Here is a 16,986-nt window from a genome sequence, read left to right on the forward strand (position 1 = left end):
GCATATTATATTCGTTGAGTACAAGTAATCTTGGTCACCCGCTCGACTATTTCTTGCGGGTAGAATTGTGAACCGTTGTACTTGAGTATTTTGGCAGTAATGGTAATACCAGTGGCTTGGCGCAGCAGCTGAGCAAATTGTCCGGTGGCATTGTTTTCGATCGCGACCAAATGTTTGGTATTTTTTAATAACTGAACGTAGGTTTTTTCATCTAACGGCCAGGGAGATTGGACATGAATATAATTTACGTTCGGCAATGATTTCAAGGCTTCCAGCACCGGACCCTTAACCGAACCCCAACCGATCAAAGTCAAACGGGCTTTAGCCGGCCCGTATCGCTTTGGCTTGGGTAGTTCTTTCAATACTCTCTTTAGTTTTGCCAACCGTTTGTTGGTCTGGGCCAAGCGCATCGCCGGTGTAAAACCTTCGATAGTGAAACCCGCTTCATCGTGCTCATCACTATTGGTTAGATGTACCCCGCCAGGCTGACCCGGCACTGCCCGCGCTGAGATTCCGCTGGCGGTAATCTGGTAGCGTTGATAGTTTTTTATCTTGGCCAGTTGAGCGGTCGTTAACATCACACCGCGATCAACGGCCACGGTCGTGTTTGGCAACTTGATAGCCTGATGGCCTTCGGAGAGATATTTGTCCAATAATACAAACGTGGGAATCTGATATTTCTCGGCTAAATTTAATGCCAGAGCCGTATGTGTAAACGCTTCTGCTTGATCACCCGGCGCTAACACTGCCCGCACAAACTCTCCGTGTCCCGCGTGACAGATATACTGCAGATCGCCTTGTTCGGTCCAGGTGGGTAAGCCGGTCGCCGGTCCGGGACGTTGCGAATCTATGACGGTCAATGGCGTCTCGGTCATAGCCGCCAAGCTCACACCCTCGTTCATTAGCGCGAAACCGCCACCGGAAGTCGCTACCAGCGATCGTACGCCGGCATAACTGGCGCCAATCGCGTGATGCACGGCGGCAATTTCATCTTCCGGCTGCACCACCAGCATACCTGTTTTATCCGCCCAGTTCGTTAAATTGTGTAATATTGAAGTGGCCGGAGTCATGGGATAGGCCACATAGTATTGGCAACCAGCAGCGACAGCGCCTAGAGCGGCCATCTCATTGCCCGTGACCAACACACGGTTGTGTCCAGACTTACCGTGGTCAAACTGATAGGGGTACTGCTTGGGATGAAGTTCTCGCTGGGCATATTGATATCCGAATGTAATCGCCTTCACGTTCGATTCGGCTACCTCGCTTCCCTTACCGCCAAACATCTCGCGTACTACTTGTTCAATCATCGCTAGATTATGACTCATCAGCCGTACCGCGATACCCAACATAATCATGTTGCCGGCGATTATCGGCACCCCGGCTTGTTCGGTCATTGCTTTCAAAGACACGCCGTGCATTTTGCGGCCGCGGGTGTATTTGGCTTCGGGCGTGAATTTGTCTTTATCAAACAGAATCAAACCCTCACGCACCACGTCTTTTTGGCAATACGCGAAAGCCTCTGGCGATAACGCGATTAACAGATGAGTCGGCTCGTATACGGCATAGATTGGTTTATTTGACAGACTGACTTGAAACGTGACAATGCCACCCCGGATCCGTGATGGATATTCCGACATATCACAAACATATAAACCAGAACGCATACACGCCTTGGCGAAAATATTACCGGCAATCTGCTGGCCGGCACCAGCCGGTCCACCAATCTCCCAATTAAAGATTTTTGTTTGCACCATAGTGTATGTATTGTACCAAAATATCGCCGCTTTAGGAACATCACGACCATCGTAGGCGAGGTTGGCCAACCTCGCCTACGGCGTATTTAAATACATTGACTTGAAATTAATCCCGTTTATTGCTAAATTAACTTAGTCATATGGACTTTTTTCAACAAGTTTACGCCATTACCAAACGGATCCCGCGCGGCCGGGTGGCCACCTATGGCCAGATTGCGGCCATGATTTCCACGCCCCGAGCCGCGCGCGTGGTCGGCTGGGCATTGCACGCACTGGACAATCAACCCTATCCGTGGCAGCGGGTAATCAATAGCCGGGGCGTGATCAGCACCACTTGCGAGACCCACACCCGGGAATATCAAAAACAGTTGCTTGAATCCGAAGGAGTAAAGGTAGAAACCAATGGCGATGAGTATCGGGTTGATTTGAAAAAGTATCTTTGGCAACCAAAAGTTAAATAATCGCAGTTCGTGTCTTCTGAGCGGGTGTCGTATAATGGCAATACCTCAGCTTTCCAAGCTGATGCTAGGGGTTCGATTCCCCTCACCCGCTCAGTTGACATGAACAGAATATATTTCATTATTCGATTATGAAAATCGGTATTATCGCCGACTTACACGATAACCTCCGCCACCTAGAAATCGTGCGCCAAGAATTACTAGGACACAATGTTGAACTGTTGTTGTTCTGTGGAGATTTCGATATGCCTTTTTCAATGCGAGGCTTTATCGATTTTAATATTCCGATAAAAGCCGTCCTAGGCAATGGCGATCCCGACATCCAGAAGTTTCAATATCAATTACAAAATCTTCAGGTACTTAAGAGCCTCGACCTGGATATCGGCTTACGTTTTCAGGATATAACGGTCGATGGCCGCCGTATTGCTATTTCCCACGGTGACGACGAAGCGCTGAATAAAGTTATTATTGAAAGCCAGTTGTTTGATGTGTTTTGTCTAGGGCACAATCATGTCCCACGGATTAACCAGGAAGGCAAAACAACAATCATAAATCCAGGTTCGTTGGTGGGTTGGTTTTATGAACAGCCGGGACGGTTAGTCCCGGTGACCTATTCGATATACAATACTACCACCGGTACGGCTGAATTGTACGAAGCCAAGCTATAATCACGCGCTTCGATACTCAATGATTTTATACAATCGCGGCGGGTTGATATCCTATCAGCCATTGACATAAATATTGTATCGTGGTATCTTTAGCACCAATCAACAACCGCCCCACAATTTGATGGGGCAAAGACTCGAACCACATTGTGTCATAGCTTTCCGTGACTCAGAGGAATCGGGTCACGGATCTTCGTTCTCCCTAAACCCACGAACGGAATCCAGCACCCCCGTGGTGCTGGAAAAAGCAATTATGACACAACCTCAAACTGTCCAGCCCGATTTTACGGCTCTGGGCGTCAACCCAAAACTCGTCCAGATTCTCAAAGGACGGCGGATTTTTACACCCACGCCGATCCAATCTCAAACCATCCCCATCGGCCTGACCGGCAAGGATGTGATGGGTATCGCCCAGACCGGTACCGGCAAGACGCTGGCTTTTGGCTTACCCATAATTCAGCGCATCGCCACCAAAGGCGGCCAGGCTTTGGTTATTCTGCCAACCCGCGAACTGGCGCACCAGGTCAATGAGGCGCTACAGCAGATCGGCAGCGTGATCGGACTGCGCACGGCTATTTTGATCGGCGGCGAGAACATTAATCGCCAGATCAAACAATTGGAGCGCAAGCCGCATATTGTCATCGGCACGCCCGGCCGACTGATCGATCACCTACAGCAAAAAACTCTCAACCTGACCAAGGTGAATATGTTGGTGCTCGATGAAGCCGATCGGATGCTGGACATGGGCTTTCTGCCCCAAATTAAGCAGGTGCTGCTGAGCGTTTCCCGCGAACGGCAGACGATGCTTTTTTCAGCCACGATGCCCAATACGATCGTCAAAATAGCCCAGGCCACGATGCGCTCACCGCTTCGGATCGAGGTCAGCCCAGCCGGTACCGCGGCCGAACATGTCACGCATGAAGTTTTTATCGTGCCAAACGCCAATAAGAATCAACTGCTGGAAAAACTATTGGCTGAATACCATGGTACTGTCCTGGTGTTCACCCGCACCAAGTTCACGGCTAAAAAGGTTTCCCGCGCCATGAGCCAGCTCAATCACAAAGTTACAGATATACATTCGAACCGATCGCTGTCACAACGTCTGGAAGCGCTCAACGGCTTTAAAAAAGGCAAATATCGGATTCTGATTGCCACCGACATTGCGGCTCGTGGCATTGATGTCAAAAACATCGAAGTGGTAGTTAACTACGACCTGCCACAAAACTCCGACGACTACGTACATCGGATTGGCCGCACCGGACGCGCCGGATTGACGGGCAAGGCGATATCATTTGCCACCCGGGATCAAGTCAAAGATATCCGCCAAATTGAACGACTGATTCGATCGCAAATCCCGGTAACACCCCTGCCTGATTTCCCGAGGCAAACCACACCATCTGAACCGATGACGCGCGAGTCTCGGCCGGAACGTTCGCGCTTTCAAAAATACCAGCTGCAGCGCGAACAACCCATTGCCGGTTCACGTTTCAATCGGAATAATCGGTCGGCGCGCCCCCAATTTCCCAGACCACAGACAGAGCATGTTCGATCCACAGACGACACCCAGGGCATACCTTTTACTACTCCAGCTGAATTCGCCCTTCGTACTGGCATCAAGTCGACTGGCCAAGTGCCGCGCGAACGGTTCTTTAACCGACGCGGCGGTAGTCATGGTCGGAGCCGCTCCGCTCGACCCCAACGTTCCAAACGGCCCTAACGAGCAATACCAGACCGGCTCAGTATCCGTGGGTCGGTTTTGTGCTGCACATTATTGGCATTGACGGACTTGACATTGCGGATAAATAATCTATAATACCTGACAGAGATCCAGGCAAACAGGGTCGTTTGCGCGGGTCTTTCGTTTTCTATTCGCGACTGTTAAGTTGGGCAGTTGGCGCGGATGGCAGGGGGTGCCATTCGATCGACGACAAGAGTTTGCATCACTAATCACCGGGGGTTCAGAAATGCCATCAAGTTCACTGGTCGAGTTTCTACTGGAGCACAACGCGCGTCAAAGCGAAGCGTTTTGCAGTCCCGACGCTCGGCTCTGGCGCAAACAGTATCGCAGCCGGCATCCAACTGAGATTGCGGCGTTGAAGTGCATGGATGGCCGGCTAAACCTGGCGATTATGAGCAACACTCCGCCGGGCATCATCCAACCGTTTCGGAATATTGCCGGCAAATTCGACATCGGCTGGCCGTACTTCGGGGAATTGCTGGAAGACTGGGTGAACTATTCCATGAGCATGGGGCGCGACTGCCTGATCCTGGTCACCCATCACTGGTCAAAGGGTGAACGGCATCGGGGCTGCCGCGGCTTCGAATACGACACCGGGTCGGCTGCTAATTACACCCACGAACTCAAAGCCCAGATTGAACGGGTATTCGGCTCCGGACACGTGGTGGTCTACCCAATCCGTCTCGGCATCGAGACCGACGAGGACGCGTTTGTGCTGTACGGTAACAATGGCGACTATCTGAACCTGGCTCAGCTTGGTCAGACATTGCCCGAGGATCTCCAGCTAAGGGTTCAAGCGCTCTACCCCGACATGAAACCGCAGATGGTGAACGATCTTCTGCCGTTGTTGCTGGGCAACCTGGAGCACATCGCCAATGTCCGGCGCGAACAGAGACCAATCGAGGAGGCACACCACCAGGAGCAGGTTCTGGCGGTGGGACGCGGATTTGACTGGCTGCACCTGCCAAATAAGGCGCTCATTATCGGACCGTATACCTACGACCTGGCTGAACCAGTCGCCACCGCCGCTGGTATTCTGCTTTCCAATCTGCAGGAAGAGCGCGTCCCGGCCAATGAAGGTTTCGTGCTTATGACCTCAGCGGTATATCGCGATGAGGCTGGCTCGCAAAGGTTTCGGGCGATTGAAAAAACCCTCTCGCTGGCTCGATTTGCCGAGACTACCATTAGTCGTACGGTACCACAGCTAAGGGAGCGCTTGGCTATCCTGCCCGGCATCGTGAACCTGAATACTCGCCGTTTCACTCAGATACCTTTCAACGTTGAACCGGCCGCACACCACACAACCGCTGTGTCGTCGGCTACTGCGATCTGACCGCGGCATCACCCAACGACAACTACCGCACACCCATTCGCGAGTGTGCGTTTTCTTATTTGTTTAAAAGAATATAGTGTGCTCGTCCAATTGCAACTAACCCAGATGCGCGTGATCGTTGTATATCCACACGCGCCATCCTATGCCTTCCCGCATTTTGCAATACTTTAATACAGAAAGACCGGTATTTTCCATTGATATTCGCGATTTGAAGTATTTGAATGTTTCGGGCGTTAGTGAGACACCTAATAGAACCAGCGCAAAAATGACTTGCAGAAAGAACCCGTGTGTCACGACCACAATTTCCTTCTCTTTCCTAGCCCTAAGGTAATCAAGCGCCTTACCCGCGCGCACAACTAGGTCGTCATAATTTTCACTCTCCTCAACCCTAATACCGGAAGTAAATAGGCTTTTTTCCCACTCATTCCATAACTTTTTTGCGTCTTCATCAAGGTGCGATTTGCCCACGAGCCTTGCGGGTTTTGCACGTTCGACGAATAGGTCAGAATATTCTGGTTTATGCCCAGTTATTCTACCGATTACTTCGGCGGTTTGTTTTGACCGCGTCAGGGGGCTAGCAATTAGCACTTCAAACGAAAGCCTGGCGATGCGTTTGGCTATGTGCAGCGCCTGCTTTTTACCCAGCTCTGTTAGCGGCGAATCGAGCGGTTGATAGATGGGCAAACTATTTGCCTCGCTTTGACCGTGACGGACAAAGTAAACAATTTTTTCTGGCTGCTCATTCATTAGCTTGTTGGATCAATAATTATTGCGCCAATCGCGATGTTTCTTCTGCGCCAATCTTGAAATATTCTCTGCGCTAACGCATCAAGAGTATGACCAATATACCAACAGTATTGGAGACTAGGGCGAGTCCGATAAATTGTTTTACCGACAATCGCAAGAATCCAAAAAAACCAGCAGCAAATTCGTCTGGAAGCGGAGAGCCGAGTATCGCGACTCCGACAGCTATCGATAACCAATTTGGAATCCGTCGTTTCGAAACCAGGATACTCATCCTTTCAAACACGCCCTTCCGTGATCCACTTTTAACGATGCTATAAATTGTCAGATCATAGAGAGCCGCCCCTAGCCCGCCTAAAATGGCCAAGAGCACTGTATTGCCAGTTTTAGGGATATTAAGAAATATAACCGTGGCCGTGCTTGAGGTAAACGCAAAGGCATAAAGTACGCCACCGACTAGAGCGCCCACGATGCTCGATTGTCCAAGATTGACGATCAGCTGCTTGGTGCTAGGCATTTGCATCAGCAGAACAGTCAACGCCAATCCCACTAAAAACAGAAATAACGGCACTCTTGCTTTACGTAGATTGTTCATATTTCTAGATACTTTTTCCAATTACACACCTTAATTTAGGCTCTGGCCGGTGTCACCCACTATGTAATTACTACAGGCGTTTGACGAGAAGAGTTTCGCTGGTCGGCCCTACCGACCCCGGACTCTGATCCGGGGGAACCGGTCTCCAGGGTCTCGCTGGCCACACTTCGCTAAAGTTACGCGTGACACCGCTCGACCCGTCTAAGCTCTCGTAGACTAAAGCAGTTCAGTCTACTCGTGGCTAAGACCCTCCGCGTTGTCCCGATAGTTTGGGTGGACCCTACCGGGCTCGAACCGGTCACCTCCGCGTTGCAAACGCGGCGCTCTACCAAATGAGCTAAGGGCCCACCCAAACTATCGAGGATCCTCGATAGTTTGCGCGCCTTTCAATCTTTCAACTGCTGCGCGCTCTTTCCATGATTTAATTTGCCTCTCCCTTCTCAACGCCCCAGATCGAAGTCGAAAACTTTCCTTATATACTAACTTTCATGGTCTATGCAAACGTGTTGTTTTACTGCATCTCTATTATGTTGGGCCAAACGTTTATCGCTATCTTCAGCACTACCAATATAGTACCGTCTACTATCGACCGACTGTTATATGTATGTGTCGTACATGTCGTCGCAAAGTATCGGAACAAACGCGATGCCCCGCCTGCCACGACGGCATGCCGGGCGGGTCTACCAGCTGAGCTAACGGCCCGTGATCCTGTTGTTACTCATTGCTAAGATGCTTTGGTTGATATAACTGCGAGAACCTGGGCGGGTCGGTCAGAGACATCGCCCCGCCCGTCTCAGCCGTCGCGACACAAGCGGTTGTGTCGCTCCCCGCTTACAGCGGTGACGGCTTCGACCCAGCTGAGCTAACGGCCCAAGTTGTTGTTCTCGTGTCTAAGAACCTATTTATGTATCTCAGATGAATCCCGATGTGGCTATAGGCCAATCGGGATCCCGACTCCCGTCATCGGGACGTCGAGACTAACGGACCGCGATTAAGTTCCTGATACCGGGAAGAATTGCTCCAAAAAACCCAGGCGTATACGTCCGAACGCGATTACTATGGATACCAAAATTAATACCAACCCAACCACCCGATAAAAAATGCTGGTACCGCCATACAACTTGAAAACACGCCTTTCCACCCACTGAATTGGGCCGGTGATATTCATAATCCAATTGGGTTTGAGGGCAAAGAATAGCCCACCAGCCATAAAACACAACGCAATAATGTATCTCATTTGTTTATTCAAATTCTATCTGAACGGGTCCCCATCCGACGGGACTGTATTGCAAACAATTACTATAACGCGCCACGCTCTGCGTGGTGCGCGGGAGAGGACTCGAACCTCCACGGCCTTGCGACCACTAGCACCTCAAGCTAGCGCGTTTACCAAATTACGCCACCCGCGCATGTTACATAAAACTTGAAACTACGAAAACATCGGTAGGTATGTAACCCAGTACCCGAGCGAAGCGAATGGTGCTGGGCGCCCGCGCCTGTCGGCAATGTTACTGTTTCCGTCTTTTATTCTTGGCGCTGTCTTTCAACGGTCGGGCCTTGGGGTCGCGAGAATAATACAGTTTGGCACGGCGAATGTCGGACGAGCGCACGATTTCTATCTTGGCAATCTGGGGTGAATGCACCGGAAAAATGCGTTCCACGCCGATGCCTTCCGATACTTTTCGTACGGTGATAGTGCTGCGCAAACCAATTCCATTATTGCGAGCCAACACCATGCCTTCAAAAATCTGGATGCGTTCTTTTTCGCCTTCTTTGACCCGCTGGTGGACTCGAATGGTTTGGCCAGACTTAATATCCGGCATATCCGGTTTGATTTTGCTTTGCTCCAAAGCGTGAATAACGTCCATGATATACTGCGTTACAAATAAAAAGACTACCGAGAGTATAGCTAAATTGCCCCTGAATGTCAACTGTGCCGACGACCTATCGCGTGAAGGGTTTAACCCACGCTCCGACCAAACATTAGCCTTTTCTCAGGCTTTTTAGGGTCTGCTGCCACCAGGCTGGCGGGTCTATCTTGAAAGACTGGCTCTGGCCGTCACGGTCGGAAAACTCCAGGCGGTCGGCTAAAAGCATCAGATGTTCGGTGCTAGCCAAACGGCTAAACCGGCTGATCCGATATAATGGGTCGCCAACTAGCGGATGTCCTAGCCCGTGAAAGTGAACCCGGATTTGGTGGGTTCGGCCGGTGAGAGTTTTTACTCCCACTAACGCCATGTGGTTGAATCTTTCCAATACCTCATACTCGGTATGCGCCGATCGCCCTTCGGCCTGTTCGCTGGGACGGCTCGACATGCGGCCTTCTTTGGTTCGGACAATATTGAAAGTAATTGCGCCCTCGTCCGGCAAAACGGGATCATACACCAGGGCTAAATAATGTTTGTGTATTTTATGAGCCTGGAATTGGCTTTTGTAATATTCAAACGACGCTTGATTCAATGTCACCAAAATAAGTCCACTGGCCTCCTTATCCAACCGATGGACAATGCCGGGCCGGATCGGATCGTCGCCGACTTTTATGATATCCGGCCAACGATGTGTCAACCCGTTGACCAGTGTATGAGCCGGCGCACCTTCGGCCGGATGTACCACCAAGCCAGCCGGTTTTACGATTACCGCGTAATCTGCTGTCTCGGCCAGTATTTTAAAATCAATATCCGGTTCGGGTAATGTGTTCATAATTGGCCGAGCGACTGGTTCAAAATTTATTTTGTCATTAACACACAACGCCAAATGTGGCTTGGCTATCACGCCATTAACCCAAACTCGCTGATCTAGAATCAGTTTTTGGATCCAGGACCGGCTATATTCCGGATGCTGGTTGTGCAAGTATTTATCTAGGCGCTGCCCGATGGCTTCGGGTGCGATGGTGAGGTGTTCCATGGCGTTTTTTTAAGTAGGTCCGCGCTTGGTCCTTGGTGGTAACTTGTCCTCGCAATTGGCGCAATCTCAGATCTTCCAGCGCCAGGCCAACCTGCGGTCCGGGTGACCATTTTATTAGGCGCATTATTTCGGTTCCATCCAGCAATAATTTGGGGGTAGCGGAGTGGCTGTAACCTGTTTTTTTTATACGCTGAATTGACCGGACTGTCGCCTGGTATCTTTGCAATGCGGGTTTATTATTTTTTGTCCGGCTGCCCCCGCCATCGGCGTATAGCATCTGGAGCAGTCTTTGCCCGCGCTCGGGTGGAATAAGAAAATACCGCTCCAGCGTGGTCGGGCGCATCTTAGCCGGCTCACCATGGAGCACCACCATATGGGATTGAATCAACCAACATAACCGGTCGCAGTCTATCAAACCCTGATAACTGCTTAGTTTTAGCCGTTGGCAAACATCACCCGCGATTTTACTGCCAACGATTTCATGACCATAGAAAGACCGCCGGCCATTAGGTAAACTCTTGGCTGTGTATGGCTTTCCGACATCATGCAGCAACACTCCCAGAATCAGTTCGGGATGCAACTGGGCGGTGTCCGGAAATTCTTTTTTAAATCCTGGCGATGCTAACACCTCCAAAGCTAGCCGTGTATGCGTCCAGACGTCGCCCTCCAAATGAAACCGTGGGTCATGGCGACAACCTTTCATTTTCAACAGTTCGGGTAATAATACCTTGAACGCGCCGCTACGCTCACAAAGGTCAAAAGCTCTCACTGGCTGAGCAGTTAGCGTTTTTATCAACTCTTTGGCCACCGCCTCCCTGGGTACGACCGCCGAGTTAACCCTGGGCATTAGTCGGACCAACGCCAGCCAGGTAGCTGGTTCAATATCAAAACCCAATTGCACGCTGAAACGCAGGGCGCGCAACAGCCGTGAATAGTCCTCTTGAAATCGACGTGTAGGTGAACCGGCTGCCCGAATCTTCTTGGCCGCTAGGTCAGACAAACCGCCCGTGGGATCAATTAATTTTTCCGCTGCCATGTCCCAGGCCAGCGCGTTGGCCGTAAAATCACGCCGCTTCAAATCTTGTTCGATCGGCAGACGATAATCAGATTGGACTTTGAAATCGTGGTACCCGCCGGACATGTGTAGCGAATGCTCGGTGCGAGGTAGTGCCACATCGATCGGATCCGCACCGCTCTGGTCTCTGGGCACCACTTTGTATACACCGAATACTCGGCCGACGTAATCGACCCGACCGACACGATTTAAATATTTTTCCAACTCCTTGGGCGGTAAGCCAGACACAACGATATCGACATCTTTGGTCGGACGCCCCATCAGCCAATCACGCACCGCACCGCCCACAATATATATCCGGCATTTCGGATACAACTTCAAAAGGCGCGTGGCAAAATTCAATCGCGCGTCCCGCTTGATATGTTGTTTGATGGTAATCATGATAGTTTGAGCATACGTAATAACCGGGAAACTGACAAGGGTGCTTGGGTAAGAAAATCCGTACAGCCCCTCTGCTGTACGGTGTCACTCGGCCGCCTCTGGAGCAGGCAGATTGACGCGAAACTCGTGCTGCTCGGTGTAGTCTGGCCTGGCGCAAACTAATACCTTGCGCCACCCTTCTGGCACATCGTCTCCAGGATACGTGCCCTCCTCTCTGATGACTCGATAAGCCCGACACGAAGCGGGGCCTTCGAGAAGAAGTGTCCCCGAGGAAAGCGGCTGGGTCGTGTGCACCAACAGCGTTAGAAAAACTTCACTGCCGCTTAGAAACCTCGCCACCGGTAAATGTTTCTCGTTGGGTGCATGTACTTCGTCGTAGTCACCAGTTTCGTCCGCCGTCAGACCTAGGTCAGGCATGACTCACCGCCGGCTTCACCACCACCTGTACGATACCCTCAAACCGTAGCGGCTGGATGCGTACCAAGCCGCCCTTCAAATCGCCGTTGGCAGAGTAGACAATCTCCGCAACAACAGCATGCACCTGCGGCCCGCCCTTGACGTTCAGTACGAGTGGGGTTCCCACAACTACCGGATATGGCGCACCCTCTTGGTGACTATCGACCCAACTCATCATGAAACGGCCGTCTCCGCAATCGTGAACGACCGTGCCAACGGTCTTGCGATCCTCCTGTCCATCAGCCATGGTTTATACCTCCCTTCCACGACTGGCGCCCAGAAACCTGCGCCAACCTTATCACCGAATTGGATTAACGTCAACACCAAAACACCCCGCTCGGGGGTGAATGTGGGCAAATATTATCCTTGGTGGGCGATAGAGGAATCGAACCTCTGTCCGGGGTGCGCCGGTCAGAACAACGGCACACCCGTCGTGGCCCGCGCAAAGGCAAGCAGTTGCCTTTGCTTGTCACCACAACCCTCCACAACCCGCCCGCCAAAGCTTGTGGGCGGCACAAGAGTTGAACTTGTGACCTCCACAATGTCAATGTGGCGCTCTAACCAACTGAGCTAGCCGCCCACAAGCGGCGCGCGGGTGTCAATGTGGCGCTCTAACCATCTGAGCTAACCGCCCACCAAGAAAATAATATTTTCAAAATGCCCTTACAAATTAACACACTGCCCTAGCTTTATCAAGCCCCCAGTGGAATGACGTGTTCGCGAATTACTCTTGCATAATCGTGACGCGATTTATCATACGCGTACAGTCCGATAACTACCTCGTTAGCCACAAATGATTTGCCTCTCAGCGTACGGGCTTCCGCTTGGATTCGAGAAACATGCTTATACTGAGCCGTGACACTACCCAGCGTTACATGAGGATGAAACCGACTACCGACACGTAAATACCCGTATTTTAGTATCGCTTTAATTTCTATCGGTGTAAATATCTTCTCTCGAATCCGTTGCATATCTTTGCTTCTGATTCGATTCCCGCGCAACTGATTAGCGATTCTGATAATATTCATATGGAATTTTTTTAGCAACGGCCTCTCGGTTATGCCCAAGCTAATGAATGTGCCCTTACGGTGCGGCGCCAGACGCACTTTGGTTATAGTCAATCGTATTGATTTGAGCTGGGTGCGTATAATTTGCCTCTGAAGAATTGGAAAGTCGGTTTGCCTAAATTTAGACAAATATATAGTTACGTGCGGTTCATGCTGAAAATTACCCGGATAAACCAAACCAAACGCTTTCTGTATACCCCGAATCTTCTTAGCGATATCAGGTCTAACGTTAAGATGTATACCGAGTACTGTTTCGGTTCTCATTATACTATATTATTTGATACTTGTAACAACGAGCTGCACGGCAATGCTTTACTCTTGGTGGGCGGTGGAGGACTCGAACCTCCGACCCTCTCGGTGTAAACGAGATACTCTAACCAACTGAGCTAACCGCCCGAGTATGTTGATATAAATAGCGGAACCTGGATGCGCCGGTCAGAACAACGGCACACCCGTCTCACCCCTCGTAGACGCAAACAGTTGCGTCTACTTGTGGGTTCGACCCATCTTATATCAGCCTCCGACCTGACATTGATTATTGTGGCTGATATATCAACGACCTCACAATCAGTATTTATCCCGTGGTGGGCGTGGATGGTCTCGAACCATCGACCCCTGCCTTATAAGGGCAGTGCTCTAACCCCTGAGCTACACGCCCACCACGGGATATTAATATTTGAAATCGTCGCTATAAAGACGGTGCTCCCAGCTCCGCATCCCGAACGCAGTGAGTGGTGTGGGGTAACCTTCGCCTACTCACTTGGGCACCGAACAAAAGTGGGATCAACACGCCCATAATGTATAACGTACTTTTTCACCAGACCGAAAGCCGGGCGCAGAGCGTCCGGGCTCGCTGACGCTGTCAGTGTCGGTGCTACTTTACTTTGTTTTACTTCTTTTGTCCAGACACGCGACCGGCTAATCGTAGAATCCAGCTGGGTTTATGGCCTTCTTTCAGACGAAGGAATGTGGTCACCCAGGCTGAAAATTGAAAGCTGGACAATAGCGAACCAGTAATTATCACAATGGCCAACACCAGAGCAACGGCAGCCCCGAAGATAAAGTTGGCCGTGGTGGTGTAGCCACCGCTGTTCATCACTAGAATGATGATAAAGAACGGCAAGATGATCAGCGCAATTACCAGCAAGATAGCCAGATTGGCCACTAAGTTGATCAGAAAGATCAATATGGCCATTTCGATACTATCGACCCAGTTTTTAATGAACAATTTCCAACCGGACAGGATGGCCCGGCCGGTGTTTTCGTTATTTACCACCACATAACCGGCGGCGTATCGGGCTACAAAAGAAACGATCAGAGAAACGATGAATGATATTACGGCCAATAACGCACCTAGCCATAACCCGACCGCGTGCAACAGCATCAAAGAGACCAACACGGCCATAAGTATCAGCACGCCATAGTCAACCACTTTGGCCAGTAGAATGATAACAATATTCTTCCAAAAGTATTTGTGCCCATTAGCCATTGCGCCATTGAATGATATCTTTTTGCCGGCGTCGAGCTGCGCAATGCTATGCGTCAGGGCACCGACCGATGCGACCATCAGCCAGACAAACAGCGCCAGTATCATCAAGGCGATCAGCGATCCGATAATGGCTGACGCCGTGGAATCAGTCAGCGATGACCAAATACTGGAAAATACCCCGCCAAAGCCATTCGTAAAAAGCTCTTTCCAGCTGCTAACCGACAGGGTCTGGTCGGAAAAGACCACTTGGTTGCGCAGCACTATTTCAATCTCTTGGGTAATTAACGCGACAAACAATCCAAAGAACCAGAGTATTTTGTTGCGCCAGATTAGCCGCCATGTTTGAGCGAGAATCTGTTGAAAATTCTGTGTCATACCGCCTCCTTGTCAATTTTTGTTAGATATTTTTATAGCGCTGGCCGCAGTAATACTACGGCACTGCGTTTTTTATGATGCGCCGGCAGTCTGAACGGCTGGCGCTCGGAACAGCTCCTCGAACTCCTGCTGTTCGATCGTCTCCTTGGCTATCAGACGCTCGGCAATTTCATCGAGTTTCGGTTGGGCTTTGATAATCGTATCCTTAGCCACCTGGTAGCAGCGTTTAATTATCTTGGTCACCTCGTGATCAATCTGAGTCGCCGTCTCTTCGCCATAGTCTCGCTGTTCGTGGATTTCACGGCCGAGAAAAATCATCTCTTCCCGTTCGCCGTATGTGCGCGGTCCCATTGTTTCGCTCATGCCGTACTCAGTCACCAATTTCCGTGCCAATCGAGTGGCTTGCTTTAGATCATTGCTGGCTCCGGTGGTCACCTCGCCGAATATGATTCGTTCCGCGGCGTGACCGCCCATCATCACTGATATTTCGTTCAGGAAATATGACTTGCTATGCATGTGCTTATCTTCGCTAGGCAGCTTCAGGGTAAATCCTGCTGCCATGCCGCGAGAAATAATCGAGACCTTACGAACCGGATCCATATTCGGCAATTCGTGGGCAATCAGAGCATGGCCGGCTTCGTGATAGGCCGCAATCTTCTTTTCCTCGATGCTGAGGATATGGCTTTTCCGTTCTGGACCAAGCAGAACCTTGTCAATGCTGTCGAGACATTCGTCGGTGCCAATAATTTTCTTGTTCCGGCGCACAGTTAATATGGCCGCTTCATTAAGTAGGTTGGCCAGATCCGCGCCCGAAAATCCGGGCGTGCGTTCGGCAATGGTGCGCATCGACACCTGTTCGGCAAATGGCTTGCCCCGAGCATGCACTTTGAGAATGGCCTCCCGGTCATTAAGGTCGGGCATGTCCAGCATCACGCGCCGGTCAAATCGTCCCGGCCGCAACAATGCGGGATCCAGCACATCGGGCCGATTGGTGGCTGCGATAACTATCACGTTGGTATCGGTTTCAAATCCGTCCATTTCAACTAAAATCTGATTTAACGTCTGCTCGCGTTCATCATGCGAACCGCCCAGACCAGAACCGCGCTGCCGACCCACCGCATCAATCTCATCTACGAAGACAATGCAGGGAGCGGCCCGCTTGGCTTTTTTGAATAGATCGCGCACCCGTGAAGCACCGACACCAACGAACATTTCTACGAACTCCGAACCGGAGATGTGGAAGAACAGCACATTTGCCTCACCAGCGACCGCTCGTGCCAAAAGCGTCTTGCCCGTACCGGGTGGTCCGACTAACAGCACACCCTTGGGAATCTTGGCGCCCAGCGATAAAAAACGCTTAGGGGCTTTGAGAAACTCGACGATTTCGCCTAGCTCCTCTTTGGCCTCCTTGGCGCCGGCGACATCCTTGAATAATATCTGCCGGTTGGGATTGGTTTGTTGTGATTCGCGGGCCCGGCTCTGACCAAACATCATCGCTCGATTATTCGTACCCTGAACCTGCCGCATCATGAAGTAAATGAATCCGCCAATCAGCAAGAACGGCAGCAAGAACGGCAGCAGCGTATTGATCCAGAACGAACCGCCGGAACCCTCGCGTATCTCAACGTTCAGAGCTTGGATTTTTTCAGCGCTGACGCCATAATTCTTCAGGACATCACCAAAAGATTCGGTGCTTTCTTTGCGCGACACCTCTTTGGTGCCATCTTTGAGCACCACATTGATTTTCGACCCTTCGACAATTATCTGGTTTACCTCGGCATTATCAATCTGTTTCACTACTTGGTTCAGGCTTATTTCAGTGACTTTCTTGGTACTGGTTTGGTACAGACTAAACAAGCCGCCTAAAGCCAGAAATATGATGACGAATATGATGAAGCTCTTGAGGGCTGATCGCATGGGATATATTAAGTGGTTATCTAATGGCTAATTCA

The 16,986-nt window shown here is 50.7% G+C and carries 15 protein-coding genes and 6 tRNA genes; 5 read left to right on the plus strand and 16 right to left on the minus strand.

Translation table 11 applies throughout. The features are described 5' to 3' along the window. Nucleotides 1-5: 5 nt before the first annotated feature. The gene (locus tag WC734_02830) at nt 6-1,754 is read right to left on the minus strand and encodes a 2-oxoacid:acceptor oxidoreductase subunit alpha (protein MFA6198068.1); all 1,749 of its coding nucleotides are present in this window, start codon (nt 1,752-1,754) and stop codon (nt 6-8) included. A gap of 140 nt (nt 1,755-1,894) precedes the next feature. Here WC734_02830 and WC734_02835 point away from each other — a divergent pair, with 140 nt between their 5' ends. The 5 genes from WC734_02835 to WC734_02855 all read left to right on the plus strand — a co-directional run bounded on the left by WC734_02835 (nt 1,895) and on the right by WC734_02855 (nt 5,948). Next, nucleotides 1,895-2,215, plus strand: coding sequence for an MGMT family protein (locus WC734_02835; GenBank protein ID MFA6198069.1), 321 nt, complete (start codon nt 1,895-1,897; stop codon nt 2,213-2,215). A gap of 20 nt (nt 2,216-2,235) precedes the next feature. After that, a tRNA-Gly gene (locus WC734_02840) sits at nt 2,236-2,306 on the plus strand. A gap of 37 nt (nt 2,307-2,343) precedes the next feature. Further along, the gene (locus tag WC734_02845; GenBank protein ID MFA6198070.1) at nt 2,344-2,880 is read left to right on the plus strand and encodes a YfcE family phosphodiesterase; all 537 of its coding nucleotides are present in this window, start codon (nt 2,344-2,346) and stop codon (nt 2,878-2,880) included. Nucleotides 2,881-3,130: 250 nt separating this feature from the next. Next, the gene (locus WC734_02850) at nt 3,131-4,594 is read left to right on the plus strand and encodes a DEAD/DEAH box helicase (protein MFA6198071.1); all 1,464 of its coding nucleotides are present in this window, start codon (nt 3,131-3,133) and stop codon (nt 4,592-4,594) included. A gap of 247 nt (nt 4,595-4,841) precedes the next feature. Then, on the plus strand, nt 4,842-5,948 hold the full coding sequence (locus tag WC734_02855) for a hypothetical protein (protein ID MFA6198072.1): 1,107 nt from the start codon (nt 4,842-4,844) through the stop codon (nt 5,946-5,948). Nucleotides 5,949-6,044: 96 nt separating this feature from the next. On the opposite strand, the gene WC734_02860 is transcribed toward WC734_02855, so the two are convergent. The 15 genes from WC734_02860 to ftsH all read right to left on the minus strand — a co-directional run bounded on the left by WC734_02860 (nt 6,045) and on the right by ftsH (nt 16,951). Next, complete coding sequence (locus WC734_02860; protein MFA6198073.1) at nt 6,045-6,695, minus strand: histidine phosphatase family protein; 651 nt, start codon at nt 6,693-6,695, stop codon at nt 6,045-6,047. 73 nt (nt 6,696-6,768) lie between these two features. Next, on the minus strand, nt 6,769-7,287 hold the full coding sequence (locus WC734_02865; GenBank protein MFA6198074.1) for a hypothetical protein: 519 nt from the start codon (nt 7,285-7,287) through the stop codon (nt 6,769-6,771). 274 nt (nt 7,288-7,561) lie between these two features. Next, nucleotides 7,562-7,634: transfer RNA gene (locus tag WC734_02870), tRNA-Ala, on the minus strand. Nucleotides 7,635-8,608: 974 nt separating this feature from the next. Continuing rightward, nucleotides 8,609-8,696 (minus strand) — tRNA-Leu (locus tag WC734_02875). A gap of 99 nt (nt 8,697-8,795) precedes the next feature. Beyond that, entirely contained in the window at nt 8,796-9,155 is a 360-nt protein-coding gene (gene rplS, locus WC734_02880) for a 50S ribosomal protein L19 (GenBank protein ID MFA6198075.1), read from the minus strand. A gap of 115 nt (nt 9,156-9,270) precedes the next feature. Next, entirely contained in the window at nt 9,271-10,191 is a 921-nt protein-coding gene (locus WC734_02885) for an RluA family pseudouridine synthase (GenBank protein ID MFA6198076.1), read from the minus strand. After that, on the minus strand, nt 10,142-11,647 hold the full coding sequence (locus WC734_02890; protein MFA6198077.1) for an HD domain-containing protein: 1,506 nt from the start codon (nt 11,645-11,647) through the stop codon (nt 10,142-10,144). The genes WC734_02885 and WC734_02890 overlap by 50 nt, the downstream gene beginning before the upstream one ends. 84 nt (nt 11,648-11,731) lie before the next feature. Further along, nucleotides 11,732-12,064, minus strand: a complete 333-nt coding sequence (locus WC734_02895; protein MFA6198078.1) for a hypothetical protein — start codon at nt 12,062-12,064, stop codon at nt 11,732-11,734. Beyond that, complete coding sequence (locus WC734_02900; GenBank protein ID MFA6198079.1) at nt 12,057-12,281, minus strand: hypothetical protein; 225 nt, start codon at nt 12,279-12,281, stop codon at nt 12,057-12,059. Before WC734_02900 ends, WC734_02895 begins: the two co-directional genes overlap by 8 nt. 328 nt (nt 12,282-12,609) lie before the next feature. After that, nucleotides 12,610-12,683: transfer RNA gene (locus WC734_02905), tRNA-Val, on the minus strand. A 112-nt stretch (nt 12,684-12,795) separates the two neighbouring features. Continuing rightward, the gene (locus WC734_02910; GenBank protein ID MFA6198080.1) at nt 12,796-13,131 is read right to left on the minus strand and encodes a hypothetical protein; all 336 of its coding nucleotides are present in this window, start codon (nt 13,129-13,131) and stop codon (nt 12,796-12,798) included. A 358-nt stretch (nt 13,132-13,489) separates the two neighbouring features. Then, nucleotides 13,490-13,566, minus strand: a tRNA-Val gene (locus WC734_02915). A gap of 186 nt (nt 13,567-13,752) precedes the next feature. Continuing rightward, nucleotides 13,753-13,828 (minus strand) — tRNA-Ile (locus WC734_02920). Between the two features lie 231 nt (nt 13,829-14,059). Then, the gene (locus tag WC734_02925) at nt 14,060-15,034 is read right to left on the minus strand and encodes a hypothetical protein (protein MFA6198081.1); all 975 of its coding nucleotides are present in this window, start codon (nt 15,032-15,034) and stop codon (nt 14,060-14,062) included. A gap of 72 nt (nt 15,035-15,106) precedes the next feature. Next, nucleotides 15,107-16,951: an ATP-dependent zinc metalloprotease FtsH gene (ftsH, locus tag WC734_02930; protein ID MFA6198082.1), complete on the minus strand. Its 1,845-nt coding sequence runs from the start codon at nt 16,949-16,951 to the stop codon at nt 15,107-15,109. Nucleotides 16,952-16,986 lie beyond the last annotated feature (35 nt).

This window comes from Patescibacteria group bacterium (genome assembly GCA_041661625.1).
Classification (GTDB): Bacteria; Patescibacteriota; Patescibacteriia; order JAHIZJ01; family JAHIZJ01; genus JBAZUB01.